The sequence below is a fragment of the Terriglobia bacterium genome (genome assembly GCA_035712365.1).
Lineage (GTDB): Bacteria > Acidobacteriota > Terriglobia > UBA7540 > UBA7540 > SCRD01.
Genome location: DASTAW010000039.1, coordinates 177,061 through 198,352, shown reverse-complemented (window position 1 = coordinate 198,352; position 21,292 = coordinate 177,061). Strand labels below are relative to the sequence as shown.

The 21,292-nt window shown below is 59.3% G+C and carries 16 protein-coding genes and 1 tRNA gene; 12 read left to right on the top strand and 5 right to left on the bottom strand.

Translation table 11 applies throughout. The features are described 5' to 3' along the window. Positions 1-21: 21 nt before the first annotated feature. Together VFQ24_12105 and VFQ24_12100 are read right to left on the bottom strand one after the other, a co-directional pair. Positions 22-879, bottom strand: coding sequence for a sugar phosphate isomerase/epimerase family protein (locus tag VFQ24_12105; protein HET9179091.1), 858 nt, complete (start codon positions 877-879; stop codon positions 22-24). Between the two features lie 180 nt (positions 880-1,059). Then, complete coding sequence (locus VFQ24_12100; protein ID HET9179090.1) at positions 1,060-2,484, bottom strand: Gfo/Idh/MocA family oxidoreductase; 1,425 nt, start codon at positions 2,482-2,484, stop codon at positions 1,060-1,062. Positions 2,485-2,815: 331 nt separating this feature from the next. On the opposite strand from VFQ24_12100, the gene VFQ24_12095 reads away from it, so the two are divergent. After that, positions 2,816-3,739, top strand: a complete 924-nt coding sequence (locus VFQ24_12095) for a class I fructose-bisphosphate aldolase (protein ID HET9179089.1) — start codon at positions 2,816-2,818, stop codon at positions 3,737-3,739. 106 nt (positions 3,740-3,845) lie between these two features. Here VFQ24_12095 and VFQ24_12090 read toward each other — a convergent pair whose 3' ends face one another. The 3 genes from VFQ24_12090 to VFQ24_12080 all read right to left on the bottom strand — a co-directional run bounded on the left by VFQ24_12090 (position 3,846) and on the right by VFQ24_12080 (position 6,478). After that, positions 3,846-4,541 (bottom strand): lipid-binding SYLF domain-containing protein, encoded by a 696-nt coding sequence (locus VFQ24_12090; GenBank protein ID HET9179088.1) that lies wholly within the window; start codon positions 4,539-4,541, stop codon positions 3,846-3,848. Between the two features lie 221 nt (positions 4,542-4,762). Beyond that, positions 4,763-5,545 carry an NIPSNAP family protein gene (locus tag VFQ24_12085; GenBank protein HET9179087.1) on the bottom strand — a complete coding sequence of 261 codons (783 nt, stop codon included), beginning with the start codon at positions 5,543-5,545 and terminating at the stop codon, positions 4,763-4,765. 156 nt (positions 5,546-5,701) lie between these two features. Continuing rightward, positions 5,702-6,478, bottom strand: coding sequence for an NIPSNAP family protein (locus VFQ24_12080; protein ID HET9179086.1), 777 nt, complete (start codon positions 6,476-6,478; stop codon positions 5,702-5,704). 324 nt (positions 6,479-6,802) lie between these two features. On the opposite strand from VFQ24_12080, the gene VFQ24_12075 reads away from it, so the two are divergent. The 11 genes from VFQ24_12075 (at position 6,803) to VFQ24_12025 (ending at position 21,243) form a co-directional block, all read left to right on the top strand. Further along, on the top strand, positions 6,803-7,747 hold the full coding sequence (locus VFQ24_12075; protein HET9179085.1) for a branched-chain amino acid transaminase: 945 nt from the start codon (positions 6,803-6,805) through the stop codon (positions 7,745-7,747). A 268-nt stretch (positions 7,748-8,015) separates the two neighbouring features. Further along, a complete protein-coding gene (locus VFQ24_12070; protein HET9179084.1) occupies positions 8,016-10,256 on the top strand; it encodes a hypothetical protein in 2,241 nt (746 codons plus the stop codon). A 176-nt stretch (positions 10,257-10,432) separates the two neighbouring features. Further along, positions 10,433-11,566 (top strand): type IV pilus twitching motility protein PilT, encoded by a 1,134-nt coding sequence (locus VFQ24_12065; protein ID HET9179083.1) that lies wholly within the window; start codon positions 10,433-10,435, stop codon positions 11,564-11,566. Beyond that, entirely contained in the window at positions 11,556-12,086 is a 531-nt protein-coding gene (locus tag VFQ24_12060; protein HET9179082.1) for a regulatory protein RecX, read from the top strand. The genes VFQ24_12065 and VFQ24_12060 overlap by 11 nt, the downstream gene beginning before the upstream one ends. A 58-nt stretch (positions 12,087-12,144) precedes the next feature. Continuing rightward, complete coding sequence (locus VFQ24_12055; protein ID HET9179081.1) at positions 12,145-12,543, top strand: four helix bundle protein; 399 nt, start codon at positions 12,145-12,147, stop codon at positions 12,541-12,543. Positions 12,544-12,598: 55 nt separating this feature from the next. Next, positions 12,599-15,451 (top strand): alanine--tRNA ligase, encoded by a 2,853-nt coding sequence (gene alaS, locus VFQ24_12050; protein ID HET9179080.1) that lies wholly within the window; start codon positions 12,599-12,601, stop codon positions 15,449-15,451. Positions 15,452-15,798: 347 nt separating this feature from the next. Further along, positions 15,799-16,218 carry a hypothetical protein gene (locus tag VFQ24_12045; protein HET9179079.1) on the top strand — a complete coding sequence of 140 codons (420 nt, stop codon included), beginning with the start codon at positions 15,799-15,801 and terminating at the stop codon, positions 16,216-16,218. A 124-nt stretch (positions 16,219-16,342) separates the two neighbouring features. Further along, positions 16,343-17,026 (top strand): lytic transglycosylase domain-containing protein, encoded by a 684-nt coding sequence (locus tag VFQ24_12040; GenBank protein ID HET9179078.1) that lies wholly within the window; start codon positions 16,343-16,345, stop codon positions 17,024-17,026. 125 nt (positions 17,027-17,151) lie between these two features. After that, positions 17,152-19,395 (top strand): N-acetylmuramoyl-L-alanine amidase, encoded by a 2,244-nt coding sequence (locus VFQ24_12035; GenBank protein HET9179077.1) that lies wholly within the window; start codon positions 17,152-17,154, stop codon positions 19,393-19,395. 103 nt (positions 19,396-19,498) lie between these two features. Continuing rightward, positions 19,499-20,578: a DUF6599 family protein gene (locus VFQ24_12030; GenBank protein ID HET9179076.1), complete on the top strand. Its 1,080-nt coding sequence runs from the start codon at positions 19,499-19,501 to the stop codon at positions 20,576-20,578. A 589-nt stretch (positions 20,579-21,167) separates the two neighbouring features. After that, a tRNA-Thr gene (locus VFQ24_12025) sits at positions 21,168-21,243 on the top strand. The last annotated feature ends 49 nt before the right edge of the window (positions 21,244-21,292 follow it).

Below are 21,292 nucleotides of genomic sequence, written 5' to 3'. Positions count from 1 at the left end.
GGGGATGCCGGGCCGGAATGCTCATGCGGCCATGATTTCCTGCCGGAAAAAAGCCAGGCTGGCGGTGGCATCCTGCGCCAGCGATCCCCGTCCTTCGATGGAAATTCCGCCGTGGAAGCCAATCTGTTTCACCAGCTTGAAGAACTCGCCGTATTCGGGGTCTTCCGCCGGACTTTTGGGCCACAGCCGCCCATTGGGATTGGCAAAATGGAAGTGTACGATTTCTTTTCTGGCCTTTAGAAGGATGTCCGGGCTTTCCTTCTCCACGCGCAGGTGGTAGTAATCGATGATCATCTTGATATTGGGATGGTTAACCTCGTGGACCAGCCGCAGGGCTTCTGCTCCGGTATTAATAATGTTGCTTTCCTGGTGGCGCAAGGGCTCGATGGCGATAATCATCTGGTGGCGGCGCGCAATATCCCCTGCCCGAACCAGGAAATCCTTGATCTGGCCCCAGGCCTTTTCGCGTGAATAACCGGGCGGCACGTTTCTTGAACCAGCACTGCCCCAGACTACAATCGATCCGCCAAGTTCGCGGCATCGGGCCAGCGTAAGGTCCAGATAGCCCTGCAGCGCGTTCCAGTTCACATCGTCGCCCACCACGCGCAAGTCCTTCCGCCGGATAAAGCTGATGAAAGACTCGCATCGAATGGGTGAAGCCATCACCTTCGCCTTAAAGGCCTGAAAACTGTCCTCGCTCATCTCTGAGACAGAAGCAGCCGCAGGCTCGATGTAATCGAACCCGTAGCTGACCACCTGGTCCAGTTCCGAGGTCGGCGCGCAAACACCTATCTTGATGCCTTCCACACTGGCCAGCGCTGGCAAAGCAATTCCAGCGGCGCCAGCCGCCATCAGAAATGCCCGGCGTGTAAGCTCCACCTCACCCTCCTCTGCAATTTTAGGTACCCCTGAGAGGGTCCGCTCCGCGACATTGCCGAATCGCCTGGTACGGAAGGCCCTTCGAAAACGCAGGGGCCGGCGCCAAAGCGGGCAATCCCCAGGTAGCGCCCGGCTCGTACCCGCCCAAGGTCCTCGCGGCTGGTCTGCCGCTGACGGTCCTTACACGTTCTCTGGAATAAAGAACGGTCTTCTGTAGCCACGATCTGCGCTGCGCAGCAGGCGGGTGGCTTCATCGTCGTTCACCACCTGCACCGCATCCGGATCAAATTCGATGGTCTTGCCAAGCCGGTAAGAGGCATTGGCCAGGTAGATCAGCGTCGCGGAAATATAGCCCTCTTCAATCGGTGCATTCAGCGATGCCTTATTCCGCGAGCGGACGGCTTCGATAAAGTTGAGAAAGTGGTCGCCGCCTCCGGAGCCCTGCGGGCCGGGCTCATGTCCCGGACCAAGCCATGTCTTGTAACCCTCTGATCCGTCAATTGTCATATAACCCTTGGAACCGTAAAAAATGTCACCGATGGTATTTTGAGGTGAAGACGCCGGGCCCAGCTTGCGCGTGTGGGCTTGCAGTCCGGCCGCTGGAATTCCGTGGGACCCACGGCCCTCGCCGATGCCTGCTTCGTGGTTGGTGATCCAGCCACGCACCTCGAATTCGAGCATTTTGCGGCTGCCGTCCGGCATGTCGTACTGGAAGGAACAGTTGAGCGTGTTTGGAGTTTCCTGGTCATCCTTGAACATGAATTTGCCGCCCACCGCAGTAATCCTGTTAGGGAATTTGACGCCCAGTCCCCAGCGTGCAATGTCAAGCTGGTGGATGCCCTGGTTGCCCAGGTCGCCGCTGCCGTAATTCCAGAACCAGTGCCAGTTGTAGTGGAAATGGTTCTTGGTGAAAGGCTGGTCAGGAGCGGGCCCGAGCCACAGGTCGTAGTGGACGCCAGAGGGAACCGCCTCATTTGGAGTGTGTCCAATCGTGGGCCGCCATTTGTAACAGAGTCCGCGGCCCAGATAGACTTCGCCAATCACTCCGTCGCGAAGTTTCTGCACAGCGTCGATGATGCCCTGCATCGAACGGCTCTGTGTTCCGTGCTGCACCATCCGGTTATAACGGTTCGCTGCCGTCACCAGTTGTTTGCCTTCCCACCAGTTGTGGCAGCAGGGCTTTTCAACATAGACATCCTTGCCGGCTTCGCAACCCCAGACGGCCATCAGCGAATGCCAGTGGTCCGGAGTGGCAATCGAAATCGCATCAATCGACTTATCTTCCAGCAGTTTCCGCACGTCATAATAGTATGCCGGCTTGGCAAGCCCCATTTTCTCCATGTCGGCGATCCGCTCGTTGCCCACGTTCTCGTCCACATCGCAAATCGCCGCAATCTGCACGTTGGGGAGTTTCGAGTATCCCTTGACGTGGTCCCATCCTCGCCCACGGACGCCGCACACGGCAACCCGGACACGGTCATTAGCTCCCAGGACTTTCCCGGTTGCCCCAACCAGGCCGAGCCCACCCATGGCTGCCAGACCCGCGCCCGTCCTGGCGCCCGACTTTAAGAATTCCCGCCGGCTGACTTCAGAATGCTGACCCATACCTGTTCTCCCTTCTAATAACGAATTAAACCTGAGTAAGGTGGTCTCAATATAACACAGGATAAGCAGCGCGGCCCCGCCGGATTGCCTGGGATCTCCGCATGGCCGGGCATTATGAAACTCACCATCGCCCTGCATGTCGTTTGCCCAGGACGTCCTTGCGCGTGGGCGGATGGGTGCTGCCGGAGGTGAACGCCCCAGAGTTTTTTGCTTGCCAGTACTGTCTTGTGGCCTGTAATCTGAAGTGTTACAAGTCCACTCAAGTTGGAGGAAGAGTATGGCAACCACGGAAGCCGTTCCCCGTATCGGACGGCAGAATCAAAGCGGCCGGATGACGGAGCGTGTGCGGGAAATCCTGAGTTGGTATGAAAGCGATTCCCCGGGAACAAAAACCAATATCGCGCGTCTGTTGAACAGCGGGCGCCTCGCTGGAACAGGCAAACTGGTGATTCTGCCCGTCGACCAGGGTTTTGAACACGGGCCCGCGCGCAGTTTCGCTGTGAACCCAGCCGCCTACGACCCCAATTATCATTTTGAACTGGCCCTCGAGTCCGGCTGCAACGCCTATGCGGCGCCGCTGGGATTTCTGGAATCCGCCGCCGGACGCCACGCGGGAGAGATTCCCCTCATCCTGAAGCTCAACAACCACGATACCCTGCACGATGAGAAGGACCCGCTTTCGTCCGTCACCGGCAGCGTCCAGGATGCTCTGCGCCTGGGATGCGTAGCCATCGGCTTCACAATTTATCCCGGATCGGCCGCCGCGCGGACCATGTACGAGGAACTGCGGGAACTTGCTGCCGAGGCCAAGGGTCGCGGGCTGGCCGTTGTCGTGTGGTCATACCCGCGTGGGTCGGACATCAGCAAGGAGGGCGAAACGGCCATCGACGTCGTCGCCTACGGCGCCCAGATTGCCGCGCAGCTCGGCGCTCACCTGATTAAGGTGAAGCTGCCCAGCGAACACATTGAGCAGGAGGCCGCGCGGAAGGCTTATGAGAGCGCCAAGGTGCCCATCAGCACCTTGACGGACCGGGTGCGCCACGTCGTTCAGTCCTCCTTCGCCGGCCGCCGGATCGTTATCTTCTCCGGAGGAACAAAGGTCGCCGATGCGAACGTGTTTGACGAAGCCCGCGCCATTCGTGACGGAGGAGGTTTTGGCTCGATCATCGGCCGCAACTCCTTCCAGCGGCCCAGGGAGCAGGCGGTGAAATTGCTTCAGACGGTTATGAACATCTACGCAGGCGAAATGAAGTAGTTGGAATCTCCGAGTTCAGGGTCCGGAAGGGCGGGAGTTCGCTCCCGCCCTTTTCTGTTTAAGTAGCAGGAAAGCAAGCATGCGCGGTCTGGAATATCGCAACACGCTAGCGGGCCAGCTTCTGGCCGCCGTGCGGTGAGATTTTGGTCAGCTCAGCATGGAGTTCCCGGGCCGGAGCAGGAATTCCGCCTGCGCCCTGCAGGCATATCTCCTTCGGCTCCAGCTTGCGGCCGTAAAGCCGCTCGTTCGCCTCGCCGTCTGTTTTCATGAAAGCACCCTGTAGAGATATGCCTGCGAACAAGCCCCGGGCCCGCGAGTAGGTGAGAATCTCCGCGTGCATCTGCAGATCGGTGGCCGCCTGGGACGTGCGGCCCACAGGGCCTCCGGCAACCGAAGCGTCTGCCCCGAGCTGCGTCTTGTTCCCCATCAATTTCTCGGCTCCTCTGGCGCTCATCACGATCATGACAATGTCGGTCGCCGAACCGCCAATCTGAAGTCCGAAGCTTGCACCACCCATGGTAAACATGGAGGGCCCTCCCCAGGGGCCATCGCCGTTGCGCCTGCAGACCATCGAGCCCTTGCCGCCGCTGGCGCCGAACCCAAAAGCAACCTTCTTGTAAGATGGTACGATGGCAACACACACAGCTTTGTCCAGAAGGTCCTGAGGAATTCCCTTCTCAGGCGTCTTCATGATCTCTTGAAGAATTTCCGCCGATCGGTTCAGCCTCTGGTCCTCGCGGCCCTGCGCAAATGCAGGAACGTAAACCGAAATCATCAGCAAGCCCGCCACAACATATTTCATACGGTTTCCTTTCTCCCCCAATCCGGATTTCGGCCCTTGGTCGTCAGGTCGCTATCGGGCCCTAATGAGGATTGCATAATAGATTGACGGACTTCCGTAGCGCCGGGACGGCGACGCTACAAATGATCTTGTCACCATATTTTGTAATCCTCAGTAAGTCACTAATTCTGCACAGAACCAGCGCAAACGTCCATCGGAACTTTCACGCGTGCCGAGGCGCATCACACCTGGGAATAAGGCGCTGGCGCCAGAAAATAGTTCGTGATGTTCACCACGTTCGGCCCGGAAGAAAATTTAGGCGATACCGTCAGCGCCTTCCATTGAGCGTCCGAGCTGAAGGCCTGCCACGCCTTTTCGCGCTCTTCGATGCTGCCAATCGACAGCATGTAAGTAAGGTTTGGCATCCGGTCGCCGATCAGCTTTTCGCCGAAAAACACGGGATGAAATCCGCTACGGATAAAGATGTCCACTTCGCCGCTGCCGAACATCTCCACTTTGTTCAAGTTGTAATTCTTGCTGGAGCTCTCGTAGGTACGAAGTTCAAAAATGCGCTTGCCTTTGGGCGGGACCGTAATCCGCGGATGACAATCAAACGCCTTCATCAGCGAACTCTCATAGCGTACGTAAGCGGGGTCCGATGCTGGAGCATTCAGGAATTCCGCGCCGTTCTTGACATATTCGGCATCGGCGCGCAGGCGCTCCTCGAGCGTCGCAACGGACTCCAGCGAGCGGTGCGGCAGCAGCACGTAAAGCGATGGGCTGATCGGTCCCACCACGGTATTGAATACGCCCACCGGGTCGATGCCCATCCGGTTGAGGGCCGGAATTGCCGCCTCGCGCAGATAACTGTGCATGAGCTTCACCTTGGCGCCGTTGGTAAGCTGGTAGAACCTGAGCTCGTAGTAGTCGCGCGCCGCCTTTGACTCCTCAGCGCCGTCCACGGGAGCCGATGCCAGTCCCGCTGACACTGCAAGAGTTGATGCGAGAAAGTCGCGCCGCTTCATCAATTGACCTCCATGCGAATGTGAATTTCCGTGATAGCTCGCCTTCCTGGATTGCCATACTTCAAGGCCCGGGAACCCGATATGAACTCTGCAAATATGCCGAAGCGCGGGCATGCTGGAGAGACCACGCAACCTCGCGCCCATTCGTCCCCGCCCTCACACCTGCGAATACGCCGCCGGGCGCAGCAGCACGTTGGTGATGTTTGAAACAATCTCGTCATCCGAATAGCCGGGCGTCGCCCGCAGCTTCTTCCAATCCGGGTCCGTCCCGAACGCGGCCCAGCGCTTATTCCGGTCCTCCACGCTTTCCGACGCCAGCATGTAAGTCAAGTTGGGCCAGCGCTGGCCAATCAATTTTTCACCGAAGAACACCGGATGAAAACCGACCTTCTTGAAGATATCGATTTCTCCCGTGTTAAACATTTTGATTTTGGTCAGGTTGGCCTTCTTGGTGGCGTTATCGTAAGTGCGCAGTTCGAAGACGCGCGGCCCCTGGGCCGGAGGCGTGATGCGCGGATGCGTTTCAAACGCGACCATAAACTCGCTCCCAACGCGCACAAACGGCGGATTTGAGGCTGGAGCGTTCAGGAAGGCAGCGCCGCGTTCCAGGTATTCGTTGTCCGCGCGCACGCGCTCCCACGCCGTCAGCAACGAGGCGGCCGAGGGGTGCGGAATCAGCACGTAGAGCGATGGGCTTCCCGGCCCGACGAGCATCTCGAACACGCCCACCGGCTTGATGCCCGCGCGATTCAGCGCCGGAATTGCGGCATCGCGCAGATAGTCGTTGGTTAATTGCGCGCCCGGCCCGCGATGGAGCCCGTAAAACCGCAACTCGTAAAATTCGCGGCCATTCGCCCCCGCCGGCTCGCCAGGGGTCATCCCGGGCGGCGCCGAAGCCGCCAGCGATGATGCCAGAAAGTCCCGCCTCTTCATCTCCGCCTCCCCCATCGCCTGAATCTCAGCCAAGCCCCGTTTTCGTTGGCCCCGTTATTGTATGGCATTCCGTCAAGCCCGGCCTCAGTTTGTGTCCGTCGTCCGCTATGGAAGTTCTAGAGGCGCGTGGGTTCCACAAGTCAGGCTGTGTTCACCACGGCGCAACAGGCGCTCGGAAAGGAGCGCGTGTGGGAGGCGCAATGGGCGCGTCGAAGGCCAAAGAGGGACGGCGTCCGTGATATAATGTTGGGAATACCTTGGCCCCCTGGACAGGAGCATTGAAACATTGCCTGCGGGCCGGCCGCGGTGGAAGGAGCGCTGTTTATGGCATTGGACTTTTACGAAAAGGCCTGGCACAACGGCAAGTTCATCTCCTGGAGCGAGGCAACTATCCATGTAGCCTCCCACGTGGTCAGCTACGGCTCCTGCCTGTTTGAGGGTATCCGGACCTACGAGACGCCGCAAGGCGCAGCCATCCTCCATCTGGACGCGCACGTCGGCCGCCTGCTGGATTCCTCCAAAATTTATCGCACCGAGCCGGGCTTTACGCGCGAGCAGCTCAAGCAGGCCATGATTGACCTGGTGCGAGTAAACAGCGTCAGATCGTGCTACATTCGCCCGCTGATTTTCCGCGGCTACGACAGCCTGGGAGTGAGCCCGCTGAAGAACCCGGTGGAGATTTACCTGCTGGCCTGGAAGTGGGGCAAGTATCTGGGCGATGAGGCGCTGAAACAGGGTGTGGACGTCTGCGTCAGCTCCTGGAACCGCATTGCGCCCAACACGCTGCCGGCCATGGCCAAGGCCGCCGCCAATTACATGAACGCGCAGCTCATCAAGATGGAAGCCATCACCAACGGGTACGTGGAAGGCATTGCGCTCGACCACTCGGGCAACATCAGCGAAGGCAGCGGGGAAAATATTTTTGTGGTGCGCAACGGAAAGATCTACACGCCGCCGCTCGGGTCGTCCGTGCTGCCGGGCATTACTCGCGCTTCCATCATCCAGCTCGCCGAAGAAGCCGGAATCCCCGTGGTGGAGCAGGTGCTTGCCCGCGAAATCCTCTACATCGCCGATGAAGTCTTCTTTACCGGAACGGCGGCGGAAGTGACCCCCATCCGCTCCGTCGATCGCATTGTGGTGGGCAAGGGCCAGCCCGGCGCCGTCACTCGGGAGCTGCAGGAGCGTTACCTCGAAATCGTGGAAGGCCGCGCCGAAGATAAGTTCGGCTGGCTGACTTACTGCAATCAGCCGGTTGCCACTTCGAATTAACCCCGGCCGGTTTTCCTGCTCAAAAGCCTTTGTGCCAGCTACATGCCCTGAGCGCATTGACTTAGGCGTCGCGCGCCCGGTTTTCTCCCCGTCCTCTGTGCTCTCTGTGGTGAATTTTTCAGACAAAAAGACACTTCGCGCTGATGCTTCAGTCACAACACTAAACGAAATTTCCCGACTCGCCTCCCGCCAGAAAAATTCCTTGCATTACACCGCCTTGTGTCGCGTATAGTCTTACCCAACAAAGTTGGCACCTCGGGAGGACAACGTGAGAATCTGTGGACTCATTCTATCCATCGCCATGCTGCCGGCACTCGCGGCCGCGCAGGCGCTCCGGTGCAACCTGCAAAATTACAAGCCGCTCGACGGGCTGAAGGCGGAAGTCCACGGAAGCGCCCTGCAAGTCGACTGGCAGGGAGAGCGTGGCGAAACGCTACGTGCCCAGTTCACCTTGCGCGATGGCGTGCCCACATTGCAGGAGCTTGCCGCGCGAAAGCCGGGCGGCCAGTGGGTCATCCTGGGCCGTGATCTGCAGCCGGAGTTTCAGGTCACCAGCGGTAAGCGCCGCATTGATCGCACGATGCTCGGCGCGCTGAAGCACGCTTACGGCAACGTCACGCAGGCCATGATTGACCAGCAGAAATGGAACACCTTCTGGGACGCGCCGCTCAACGTGCCGGAAACCGAAGGTGGCGATGCATCCGTGAACCTGCCGCGCAGCCCCAATGAAATCCATCGCGCCTGGGCCAGCTTTCACTCCACCGGCTGCGAAGTAAAGACCGAAGGCGCGCGCCTGGAAATCAGCTTTCCGGGAGCCGATGCGGGCATCTTTAGCGGTCGGCTGCAATACACCGTCTATCGCGGCTCAAACCTGCTGCGGCAGGAGATGATTGCCCGCACCGAAGAACCGTCGGTCGCTTATAAATACACAGGCGGACTGAAGGGCTTCGGCACTGGCGAAAACACACGGCTCATCTGGCGCGATCCGGCGCGGGCCTGGCAGGAATACGATTTCGGCGGCGCGCCGAATCAGCAACTGGTGGGCGTGCGCGCGCGTAATCGTCTGGGGATCGTTCAAACCGGCGGAGGCTCGCTCGCGTTTTTCCCTCCTCCGCACAAATTTTTCTTTGCCCGCGAGAACGAGGTTGACCCTGGCTACATCTATTACCGCAAAGATAGCGCAACCACTTTTGCCATCGGCGCGCGCCAGCCGGACCACACCATCGGCTACGCCCCTTATGGCCTGCACCAGGCGATGTGGGAGCACAGCTCGGACGAGGCGTGGCACCAGACGGGCAATTTTGCTCTCTACAACGCTCCGCCAGGAACCTGGCAGCGAATGGCCGTCTATTTTTATCTGAGCCCGGAGGACGGCCGATCGACTCAGCACGACGTGATGGCCTACACGCACGACGACGTGTTCAAGCCGCTGCCGGGTTTCAAAGTGCTGGTGAGCCATTTCCATTTTCACCTGATTGATATGCTCGGCGACCAGGGCACGGTCGATTACCGCCCGCCGTTTCTGGAGGTGTTTCGCGCCCTGGGCATCAACATCGTGATCCTCGCTGATTTCCACGGCGATGCCCACCCTGACGATCCCGGCCCGGCGCGATTCAAAGACCAGAAGGTTTATTTCGAAAGCTGCGCGCGGATGAGCGACCGCAACTTCCTGCTGATTCCCGGCGAAGAGCCCAACGCCTGGCTCGGCGGCCATTACATGATGCTGCTTTCGCACCCGGTTTACTGGTCACACGCCAAGGAGCGGCTTGCGGGACAATCGTTTGAGCAGGACCAGCCGCCGTACGGCAAGGTCTATCACACAGCGTCGGCCGCGGACATTGTGCAACAGCTGAAGGACGAAGACGGCCTCGTGTGGCAGGCGCATCCGCGCACCAAGGGTTCGGGGGGCTATCCGGACGCAATCCATACCCGGGATTATTTCCTGAGCGATCGCTTCATCGGCGCTTCGTTCGAGTCGCTGCCGGTCGATCTTTCTCAAGGAAGGCTTTGTCCGCAGCGCTGCCTGGACACGATGGACGACATGAGCAACTGGGCGCCCAAGCCGAAATTCATGATCGCCGAGGGCGACACCTATCAAAAATACCCGAGCGACGAAACCTATCCGCAGCTCGCGGTGAACTACGTCAGGCTTGACCGCGTGCCGAATTTCGACCAGGGCTGGGCGCCTGTGGTCAGCGCGCTCCACAGTGGCAACTATTTCGTCACCACCGGAGAAGTGCTGTTCCACAACTGGGGGATTGAAGGCTCGGGCGCCAAGAGTGTTTACACGGCGGATGTGGAATGGACATTCCCGCTGGAATTCGCAGAACTTGTCTGGAGCGACGGCAGCAAGGTGCAGCGGAAAATTATTCCAGCAACGGATCTGCCGGCTTTCGGCAGCCACCGGTTCCGCGTGCCGTTTGACCCTATGGGCAAAAAGTGGGTGCGCTTTGCCGTGTGGGATTCCGCAGGTGACGGAGGCTTCACCGAGCCCGTCGCCCTGAAGTAATCCGAGGAGCGCCCGTCGAAGCCTGTACAGGAACTCGGCTGAAGTTTGCGCCGGGCAGCATCCGCTCTCAAGCAACGTCCTTCCCAGGTCGATGAATAAAGTTTTGTAGCGCCGCCGTCCGCTGATGGCGGTGTGCCATTACATCGTCGCAAGGAATCACTCTGGCGGAACCTGCTGTGACCATTGATGAGTTGTTGCGAACGGCGTGCGAGAGCAAGGCCTCCGACCTTCATCTGAAGGTGGGCAACTATCCCTACATCCGCGTGGATGGGGAACTCCGGTCGCTAACCCAGTATTCCCGCGTCTCCGCTGAGGAGATGGTCAACATGGCCTTCAGCATGATGACCGACCGCCAGAAGCAGAAATTCAAAGAGCACACGGAACTCGATATGGCGTACGGCGTGGCGGGCCTGGGCCGGTTCCGCGTCAACCTTTTCCAGCAGCGCGGCAACATTGGCATGGTGCTGCGAGTGATTCCCACCAGGATCCGCACGCTTGAGGAGCTTGCGCTTCCACAGGTGCTGGACAGGATCTGCGAAGAAACGCGCGGTCTGATTCTGGTGACGGGCACCACCGGAAGCGGCAAAACCACCACGCTGGCCGCCATGGTTGACCGCATCAATTCCACGCGCACCGAGCATGTGATCACCATCGAAGACCCCATCGAGTTTCTGCACCGCGACAAGAAGGGATTTGTGAACCAGCGCGAGGTGGAAGTGGACACTTCCGGTTTTGGCGTCGCGCTGCGCGCCGCCCTTCGGCAGGATCCTGACGTTATTCTGGTGGGCGAAATGCGCGATCTTGAGACCATCCACACCGCCCTGCTGGCCGCCGAAACCGGCCATCTGGTGCTCTCCACGCTCCACACGCTCGACGCCACGGAAACCATCCAGCGCATCATCACCGTCTTTCCCCCGCCCGAACAGAAGCAGATTCGCCTTCTTCTGGCCGGCACGCTGCGCGCCATCGTGTCGCAGCGGCTGGTCCGCAAGTCCGACGGCATCGGCCGCGTGCCTGCCGCCGAGATCATGATCGCTACGGAATACATCCGCGACTGCATCATCAATCCGGAAAAGACCCGCCTGATTCGCGAAGCCATTGCTTCAGGCGTCTCGCAATACGGCATGCAGACCTTTGACCAGTCCATCTACGATCTGTACACTAAGGGGCTGATCTCGCTGGAGGAAGCGCTGCTCTACGCGTCCAACGCCGACGAATTCAAGCTGCGCATCCAGGGAATCAGGTCCACGACGGACGCCGCGCGAGACGAAATGGAGAGAGCAAGCCAGGTGGACCGCTTTGCCAGGTAAGACCGCACCCCCGAAAACTCCCTTTGACACTGCCGTGGGCATGCTTTCACGGCGACCCTATTCAGTGGCCGAACTGCGCCGCGCTCTGGAAAGGAAATTTCCCGATTCAGCCGACGTGCCCGGCGTTCTGGCGCGGCTGCGCCAGCTCGGATATCTCGATGACGCGAAGTTTGCCGACGCTTACGCCGCTTCGCTCGCTCGCGTGCGTAACTACGGCCGGCATCGCGTCCGCCGCGAACTGAAAAGCAAGCTGGTGGATTACCGCGTGATCGACCGTGCGGTGGATAACGCCTTCACCCCGGTCAACGAACGCGAACTGCTGGAGCGCGCCGTCGATAAGAAAGTCCACGCGCTGCGCAAGCCCATCACCCGCGCCAGACTCGCCTCCCTCTGCCAGAGCCTCATCCGCCGCGGCTTCCGAGCGGATGATATTATGAAAGCGGTCCGCTCGCGCCCCGAACTGACGCCTGTGGCGGAAAACGCCATTATTGAAGACAGGGACGAAGCTGAGAAATTATGAATTCTGAATTATGAATTATGAAAGGCAAGGTAGCCCGTTATTTCACCCGAATCATTGAATGGCCATCGCGAATAGCTCAAAGGACATTCGAAAGCGCTCGTTTGCCTACACCTTGCGCGCGGTAAAGCTATACCAATATCTACAGGAACAACGGAAAGGCGCCGGCTGGATTTTAGGAAGGCAATACCTACGCGCGGCGAGTTCGGTTGGCGCAAACGTAGAAGAGGCACAAGCGGCTGAGAGCCGGGCGGATTTCATTCACAAGCTGGGAATCGCTCAAAAAGAGACAAGGGAGAGTCTATACTGGCTCCGCGTGATGGCGGCGTCCGAAATCGTTCCGCTTGAGCGAATCGAGCCGCTAACGCGGGAGACAGAGGAACTGCTGAATGTGATCACCTCCATCATTCTCAACACCAAGCGCAAAAGCTCGGCTCGGAAAGAACGCGATAATTCATAATTTATAATTCATAATTCAAGCTGAAACTCAGACCTCTGAACTCAAAACTATTGTGATGACTTCCAACGAAATTAGAGTACGATTTTTGAAATTCTTTGAGGGCCGCGGCCACAGGATTGTGCGCTCCTCCTCGCTGGTGCCGGCAAACGATCCCACGCTGCTGTTCACCAACGCCGGGATGAACCAGTTCAAGGACGTCTTCCTGGGCCGCGAGAAGCGTGATTACTTGCGCGCCTGCTCGTCGCAGAAGTGCGTGCGCGCGGGCGGCAAGCACAATGACCTTGAACAGGTGGGCCGCACCCGCCGTCACCACACTTTCTTCGAGATGCTGGGCAATTTCAGCTTTGGCGACTACTTCAAGGCCGAGGCGATTCCCTGGGCGTGGGAGCTGGTGACCAAAGAATTTGCCATCCCGAAGGAGAAGTTGTACGTCACAGTGTTCGAAGGGCAAACCGCCCCTTACCTCGATATCCCGAGTGACACCGAAGCGGAAGAACTCTGGGCGAAGATTGTTCCGCGCGAGCGCATCTTCCGCCGCGATGGCACGGAAAATTTCTGGCAGATGGGCGAGACCGGCCCTTGCGGCCCCTGCTCCGAGATCCATTACGACATGGGCCCCGAGGCCAGCGATCAGGGCCACAAAAATTGCACATTTCCCTGCCCCGACGATTGCGGCCGCTACGTGGAAATCTGGAACCTGGTCTTTATGCAATTCAACCGCGATGACCAGGGCCGGATGACGCCGCTCCCCCGCCCTTCCATCGACACCGGCGCGGGGCTTGAACGCATGACGGCCGTGCTGCAGGGCAAGCTCTCGAATTTTGACACTGACGTTTTCAGGCCGCTGATTGACGAAGCCGCCGCGCTGGTCCCGCAAGGCGGGATCGAATATGGGGCCAATCACGATACCGACGTCTCGCTGCGCATCATCGCCGACCATGCGCGCGCTTCGACGTTCCTGATTTCTGACGGCGTGCTGCCCTCAAATGAAGGGCGCGGCTACGTCCTGCGCCTCATCATGCGCCGCGCCCTCTACCACGGCCAGACACTCGGTATGAACGAGCCCTTCCTTTATAAAATGTCGAGTCGTGTGGTCGATATGATGAAGGACGCCTACCCCGAACTCGCCGAAACCGCGCACCACGTGGCAAAGGCCATCAAGATTGAAGAGGAGCGGTATGCGCAGACGACAGGTTTCGGAATCGAGGAGCTGAGGAGGCTCCTCGAAGGTATGCCGGGCTGGGAGGTGGAACCGAGCGGCCTTGATACGGGACAAGAGATCCGCGCGACGGCTCCGGGAGGTAGGCAGAAGGCAGTGGAGTACAAGAAGATCCTAGGAGGGGTACGGTTCAGGTTTCGCAATGTAGTCCCAGGAGACGTTCTCTTCAGGGTTCATGACACGTTCGGGCTGCGTCCAGACTTCGTCCAGGATCTCGTCAGGGACTCCGGGGGCACGGTCGACTGGAAGGGCTACGAAGCCGAAATGGAGAAGCAGCGCGAGCGGGCGCGGGCATCGTGGAAAGGTGCAGCCAAGCAAATCGCGGACCCAGCGTACCAGAAGGTCGCTGCCGGGATGTTTAGCTATCCGCTTCCGGGAGGAGGCGTCAAGATTCAGCCGGCCCTGCATTCTAAATTTCTTGGCTACGACCAGACAAAGTCAACCGGTTGCAAAATCTATGGCATAGTTCAAAACGGTGAAAGCAAATACGAACTTCGTAAAGGCGACGAGGGCGAAATCATCTTAGATAAGACGCCTTTCTATGCCGAAGCGGGCGGACAGGTGGGGGACACGGGGCGTTTTTTTGCCTCAGACAGCGACCATGAAGTGGCCCACATCACGGACACTTACCGTCCGGTCAGCGGTGTGACGGCCCACAAGGCCACCGCGCGCGATACGCTGCGCGTGGGCGACGTGGTGACGGCGGTGGTGGATGTCGAGCGCCGCGACGCCATCCGTCGCAATCACACGGCCACACACCTGCTGCACGCGGCCCTGCGGACCACGCTGGGCACGCACGTCAAGCAGGCAGGATCGCTCGTAGCGCCGGACCGCTTGCGCTTTGATTTTTCGCACTACGCCGAATTGGGCGAGCAGGACCTGCTGGACATCGAAGACCTCGTGAACCAGCACATCCTGAAGAACGAGGAAGTCCGCACCGACCTGATGGACATTGACCAGGCGCTGGCCACCGGCGCCATGGCGCTTTTCGGCGAAAAGTATGGCGACCGCGTGCGGGTGCTCTCGATTGCCGACGGCGGCTTTTCTCGCGAGCTTTGCGGCGGCACGCATGTCAGCCGCACGGGCGATATCGGCCTGTTCAAAATTGTTTCGGAGGGCAGCGTGGCAGCAGGCACGCGCCGCATTGAGGCCATCACCGGCCTGGGCGTACTCGAGCACATTCGTAAGGCCGATGAGACGCTGGGGATGGTGGGCGAAACTCTGCGCGCCAGACCTGATGAGGTTCTGGAAGCGGCGCAAAAGCTCGCGGAGGCCGAAAAGAAACTGCGCAAGCAACTGGACGCCCAGCAGATGAAGCGCGCGGCGGCTGAGGCTGGCGACCTGCTGGACCAGGCGCGCGACATCAAGGGTGTGCGGGTGGTTTACGCCCGCGTGGAAGGCGTTTCGCGTCCCGCCATCCGGCAGATGGTGGACCAATTGCGCGCCAGGCTGGGTTCCGGAGTGATCGCTCTGGGCGCGGTGGCAGACGGCAAGGCGGCGCTCATCGTGGGCGTGACCCAGGATTTAACGGCCCGGCTCGACGCCGGAAAGATTGTGCGCCAGGCCGCGGCGCTGATGGAAGGTTCCGGCGGCGGCCGCAAAGACCTGGCCGAAGCCGGCGGCAAGAACCCCGACCGGTTGGATGAATCTGTCCAGGCGGTGCCGGGCATCGTGGAAAAGATGCTTTGAAGAGTGTCGATTCGCAGGCCGGGCAACTGTACCGCTCCCCGTCATTCCGATCCCGCAAAGCGGGAGAGGAATCTGCTGTTACGGCTCCTCAGCAGGTGGGTGCTTAAGCTCTGACGTTCGTCGCGCCTCCATCCAGCCGGCTTCAGCCGCTGAAGCGATCATCGGGCAATTCTATGTCACTGACCTGCCGCCGCTCCTGACTTCTGGCCCCTGACTGCTGACTTCTGGCTCCTGACTCCTGCCTTCTTGCCTCTCTCGCCGATTTTGCTTGACAAACACTGGCCTAGCATGGTAGTCTTCCTTAACGCCCCGCAAGCCGCGAGTTTTCCGGGACCAAAAGAGACAAAATGGGACAAAAAAACACGTTTTTTGAAAAACAAACCGGAGAGGTTGTTGAAAAGAAAGAGAAATGGCCGAAAAACAAACCGGAACAAACCGGAAAACAAAGCGGAGAAGTTATTGAAAACACGTGCCTGTGGAAAAAACGAACCGGAACGAACCTAAAAACAAAGCTACCGATCTTGTTGAAAACACTAGAAGGCCAAAAAGCGGACTCGAATATGGGCCGGAGATATTCGGGTCCTTTCTGTAGCCGCTCCGTCGGCGGGCTCGGCGGCCCTGCATGTGGGAACCGCGTGTGGGCATTGGGAAAGCGCTTCGCCTGGTACCGATATTTAGGAAAGCGGAAAAGTCCGTTTTTTCTTGTTGACGCGGCAAAAGCACGTTATAATTCAATCGTTTTGGACGGTTCTGCCCGTCAAGCTTAGATGGCGGGTGGAGTGCCAGGCCGTCCCCGCAAATTGGAAAGCGAGCTAGAGTCTGGCTGGGTGCCAGCGGGTTAGCGGGGGGATGAGTTCCGCTCTTCCACGATGGTGTGGAGGCAGGATCTCTATGCGAATCTGGTTAAAGTCCGAAACCCCTGCCTTTGCTGCGGCCTGTGGCGTACTCCTTGCTGCATTCCTGATCAGTTCGGCTTCCCTCGAGGCAGGACAGATTGCCGCCATCGCCGGCCAGGACGGCCAGGCCGTTTACGTCAACGGAACTCCTGAGAACACGCAGCCTGCTTTCACGCCGGCCGAACCTCTTCTCGCCAGGCCGGCAGAAATCGACTCCATCATTGACCGCGTCTCGAGCCATTATCAGGTGGACCCCAGGCTGGTCCACGCCATGATCCGGGTTGAATCCAACTATGACCCCTCGGCGGTTTCTTCCAAAGGCGCCATGGGTCTGATGCAGTTGATTCCCGCCACCGCGCAGCGCTTTGGCGTGCGCAATCCTTTCGATCCCAGCCAGAACATCCTGGGAGGCGTCAGCTATCTGAAGTATCTTCTGCACCTTTTTGGGGGCAATCTGCCGCTCTCGCTGGCGGCGTACAACGCGGGCGAGGAGCGCGTCATCCGGTCCGGCGGCGTACCGGCCATTCCCGAAACCGAGCATTATGTGCGGGCGATTACGCGCCTCTACTCGTCGCAGGACGCTGGCCCTGCGGCCACGGCGGCGCAGGCAGCGCGTATGGCGCCCATCGTCCGCTATGTGGATTCACAAGGCGTCATCCACTTTACCAATTCTGAGTAGCCGGGCGGGGTTCGCCGCCTGGCGCGGCCTGGCGGCCAGCTCAGCCCTCCTGGGGGGACACAACGGAAGCTAAAAACGGACCGAAGCGAAGAGCGACCGGAGAAGCGTTTGATTTCAGGCTTGTCGTGGTGGCGTCAGCCTGGATTCTGGTTCTTGGGATTGCACCCGGCTTTGCCGTCACGCGTCATACTGTGCTTGCAGAAAAGGCTTACCTGCACGCCGTGGAACTCCAGCAAAAGCTCCAGGCCAAACCTGCCGGCCAGCGCACCGCGGCGGAATACGAGCGCATCATCCGCGAATACCGGAACGTTTATCTTTACGATTTCGCCTACGCCAAGGCCCCGGTGGCGGCGCAGGCCATGGGCGATCTCTACGTGGAAATGGGCCGTCAGTTTCACAATCCCGATTATTTCCGTTCCGCCATCAAGTCCTATCAATACACGGCATCGCAATATCCGGGCACCAGCATGGCGCGCGAATCCGCGCTGGCCGTAGGAAACGTCTATCTCGATGGCCTCGATGGTCCCGAACAGGCGGCCGACGCCTACCGGGCGTTCCTCGGGAAGTATCCCAGCTCTTCGAACTCAGGCGAAGCGAAGGAAAAACTGAAGGAAATTGCCGATGCGCAGTCTGCGCGGGAACAGAAAGGGTCTGCCAGTGACGCTTCGGCTGGCGGCCCCGTCAGCGATGAGACCTCCGGCACAACCGGCCATGATGCCTCGGGCGGTCCGGTTGAAGTAACCGATATTCACAATTGGGTTGGCCCAAATTACACCCGGGTGGTGATTGAGGCGCGGGGCCAGTTCCAGTACACCACGCTGCGGCTTTCCAACCCGGACCGCATCGTTTTCGATCTCCCTAACACCCACCTGAGCCACGACCTGATGAAGAAAAGCCTTCCCATCAATGGAGCATTTCTGCGCGACATCCGTGTGGGCCAGTTCAAGCCCGATGTCACTCGGGTGGTGCTGGACGTCAAGGACATCGGCAATTTTTCCGCCTTCCCGGTACCGAACCCCTTCCGGCTGATCATTGACATTCACGGATCAGGTCCTGAGATGGCGGAGGCCGGCCCGGGACCGGTGAAAACCGCTCCTGCCGCCACCGGATCAGGACGAGTTGCAAAGGCACGGGCGGAACAGAAAAGCGGCGATCCAAAGCAAACGGCCACCGCGCTTACCGGAAGGCAGGAAGTGAACGCGGACAGGCAAGCGGATTTGCAAGCCCCTCCGAAGAGCACGAGCGCCATTGAGTTCGACGACCAGCAGGCCGTGATGGATAAGGCGATGTCTTCCTCGGGGCCTGTCGCCCAAGCGGCCGCGAAACCGAACATCAAGCTTGTGTCCGAGCGCCAGTCTGCGGCGGCAAAACCAACCGCGGGACCCGCCACCGGGAATCAGGCCCAGACAACCGCAAAATCGGAAGCGGAGACTGCCTTCCGAGGTCGCGCCGAACATCCTGCGATTCCGAAGGCCGGGCCCAGCCGGGACGACAGCATGGCTGCGAGCGCCAAGAATGACGGGCCGCCCGCTGCGCACGCTTCAGCGGTATCGAAAAAGACAGGGGAAGCTGCGTCCCGCGGGGCCGCACACGACGATGCGCCGCTCTCCGCCAAGCCGGCATCTCCCACTCTCAGCGGCTCGCAGACTCTCACGCGCGCCCTGGGGCTGAAGGTTGCGCGCATTGTGATTGATCCGGGCCACGGGGGTTTTGATACGGGCACGATCGGCCCCTCCGGGCTGGAAGAAAAGGACCTTGTACTCGATGTCGGGCTCAGGCTGCGCAAGCTGATTGAGACCGAGACCAACAGCGAAGTCTTTATGACGCGCAGCACCGACAAGTTTATCCCGCTGGAAGAAAGAACGGCCATCGCCAACGAGGACGGCGCGGACTTGTTTATTTCAATCCATGCAAACGCCAGCAGCGACCACCGGGTCCGCGGCATTGAAACCTACTTCCTGAACTTTACGAGCGACCCCGACGCCCTTCAACTGGCCGCGCGTGAAAACGCAACTTCGCAGGAATCTGTACACCAGTTGCAGGACCTGATCCAGAAGATCGCTCTGAACAACAAGATTGAGGAATCGCAGGAGCTTGCTCGCAACATCCAGACGGTCCTCTACAAGCGCATGTCCAAGGTTTCGCGCGGCATTCACAACCGCGGCGTGCGCAAGGCCCCCTTTGTGGTCCTCATCGGCGCCAACATGCCCTCCATACTCACAGAAATCTCTTTCCTCTCGAGCCCCCATTCCGAGCGCCTGCTAAAGAGTTCCGCCTATCGCGAGCAGATCGCCAAGGCACTTTTCAACGGCATCGAGAACTATATCGGCAACCTGGGAAGCGTCCGGATGGCCCAGAGCACACACTGAGAACATCGCTACGGCATGCCGGACGTTTGCTGGGAAGGCGAGGGCGGCGTCGCGCGCCAGGCCGTCACACTGTCGAAATCAATATCTGATATGCTAAGGACTGATGAAGTCAGGCACTCGCCTCAGCGTGGCATTCTGGGCCTTTGTGGCGCTGGTTCCTGCTCTGGCAGGCGCCCAGCACACCACCATGCTCAATCTGGCTTCTCTGCCGGAATGGCAGGTCAAGGAGGGCCGGAACGTCAGCCTGAACGATGTGCGCGACTGGGGAGTGCAGCCGCTCGTCGATCGTGAATACGGCGTCACAAAGGTGGAAATTCGCACCTACGGAAGGGCCCAACAGACACTCCAGGCCATGGTCGAGACAACGCCGGATCCCTCCTCCGCATACGGATTGCTCACGTTCTACCAGACCGAATCGATGAAGGCGGCAACCGGCATGAAGCTTGCCGTCATTGGGCCGGAGCAGGCCCTGATGGCTCGCGACACTTTTTTTATCCGCATCAGGCGCCCTGCCAAAATGCCGGAAGAGAATTTCCGCTCTGCGCTGGTGGCGATCGCCGGAGCGGCCCCCTCCAACACAAATGCGCTGCTGCCGCCGTCACTGCCTGCGCAAGGGGTCATTTCAGGCACGCACAAGTACGTCCTGGGGCCCGTGGCTATGCAACGGGCTGTTCCATCGGTTCCCCCGGACCTGGTGGGATTCCGGATGGGGGCGGAGTTGCAGGCGGCCGACTACCGGACCGAGGGCCAACCCGCCCGGCTGCTTTTCATCAGCTACCCCACGAGGTCCATCGCCCGTGCGCAATTCGCTGCATTGCAGAAGAGACTGGGCGTGAATCAGAAAAACGGGGCGGGCGCGATCTTCGGAAAGGTTGAAGCAAGCTACGTCCTGCTGGTAGAGAATGCACAGTCTGAACAGGTTGCAAGTCGGCTCATGGGTCGGCTGAACATCAAGGAAGAGGTGAGCTGGGACCAGAAACCTCCGGGCACGCCCGTGGCGGTGCAGATGTTCAAACTGATTCTTGGCAACATCTTTCTGGTTCTTCTTCTGGTCGGCATGGCGGTGCTCGCGGGGATCCTGCTTTTCGCCTCGCGCCGAATCGCAGCGCGCTGGTTCCCGCACTCGGATTGGGCCCGCGGCTATGAAGACTCCATCATCAGGCTGAACCTGAAAGAGCAGTAACCCAAACCAGGAACTGGACTTAACGCCGACAATGGCAGTTTTGCGGCAGAATTCAGGAAATTTTTCAGGGTTTTCGGCGAAAGTGTTGCTGCTGTAAGTTATGGCAATAGTTAGGCTTATTGTCAAAATATTTTCCGAAATATTGCTTGACATGACTGGCCGATTTTAATTACACTCCAACCGAGTTTAGATGGCGGAGCGCGTCTGCCGTTCTATTCTCCTCTCAACAAAAATGCTCACCCGCGGATCCAGGGATCAAAGGCCCTGTTGTCGGGTGAGCGTTTTTGCTTATGGCGCCACCATTCTCCTCCCCGGAATGCCCGGCGTACTGCGGAGAGGACGTGGGGCCTTCGACGACACTTGAACGTTCTGTGGCGTGTCGGGTAGGATAACCAGGGAGGCTGATAAGACTGGTTGGACTGATCTCTTCCAAAAGCTCGAGGCGCGCAAGGTCCCGTCAGTTGGTGAGTTGAAGGCGCCCTATCTAGCTTTTTGGAAAGCAAGCCCTTGATACGGCCGATTGTCGGGCAATGCTTGTACCCGGTGCGGGCCTCGTAATCAAGGATGTGACAGCCCACGCAGCAGTTCGGCCGGCGTAGCTCAGTCGGTAGAGCAACGGTTTCGTAAACCGTAGGTCGGGGGTTCGATTCCCTTCGCCGGCTCCATCACCCCAATTTATCTTCTGCTGGAACTTCCGGTACGGCGCCGCGCTTC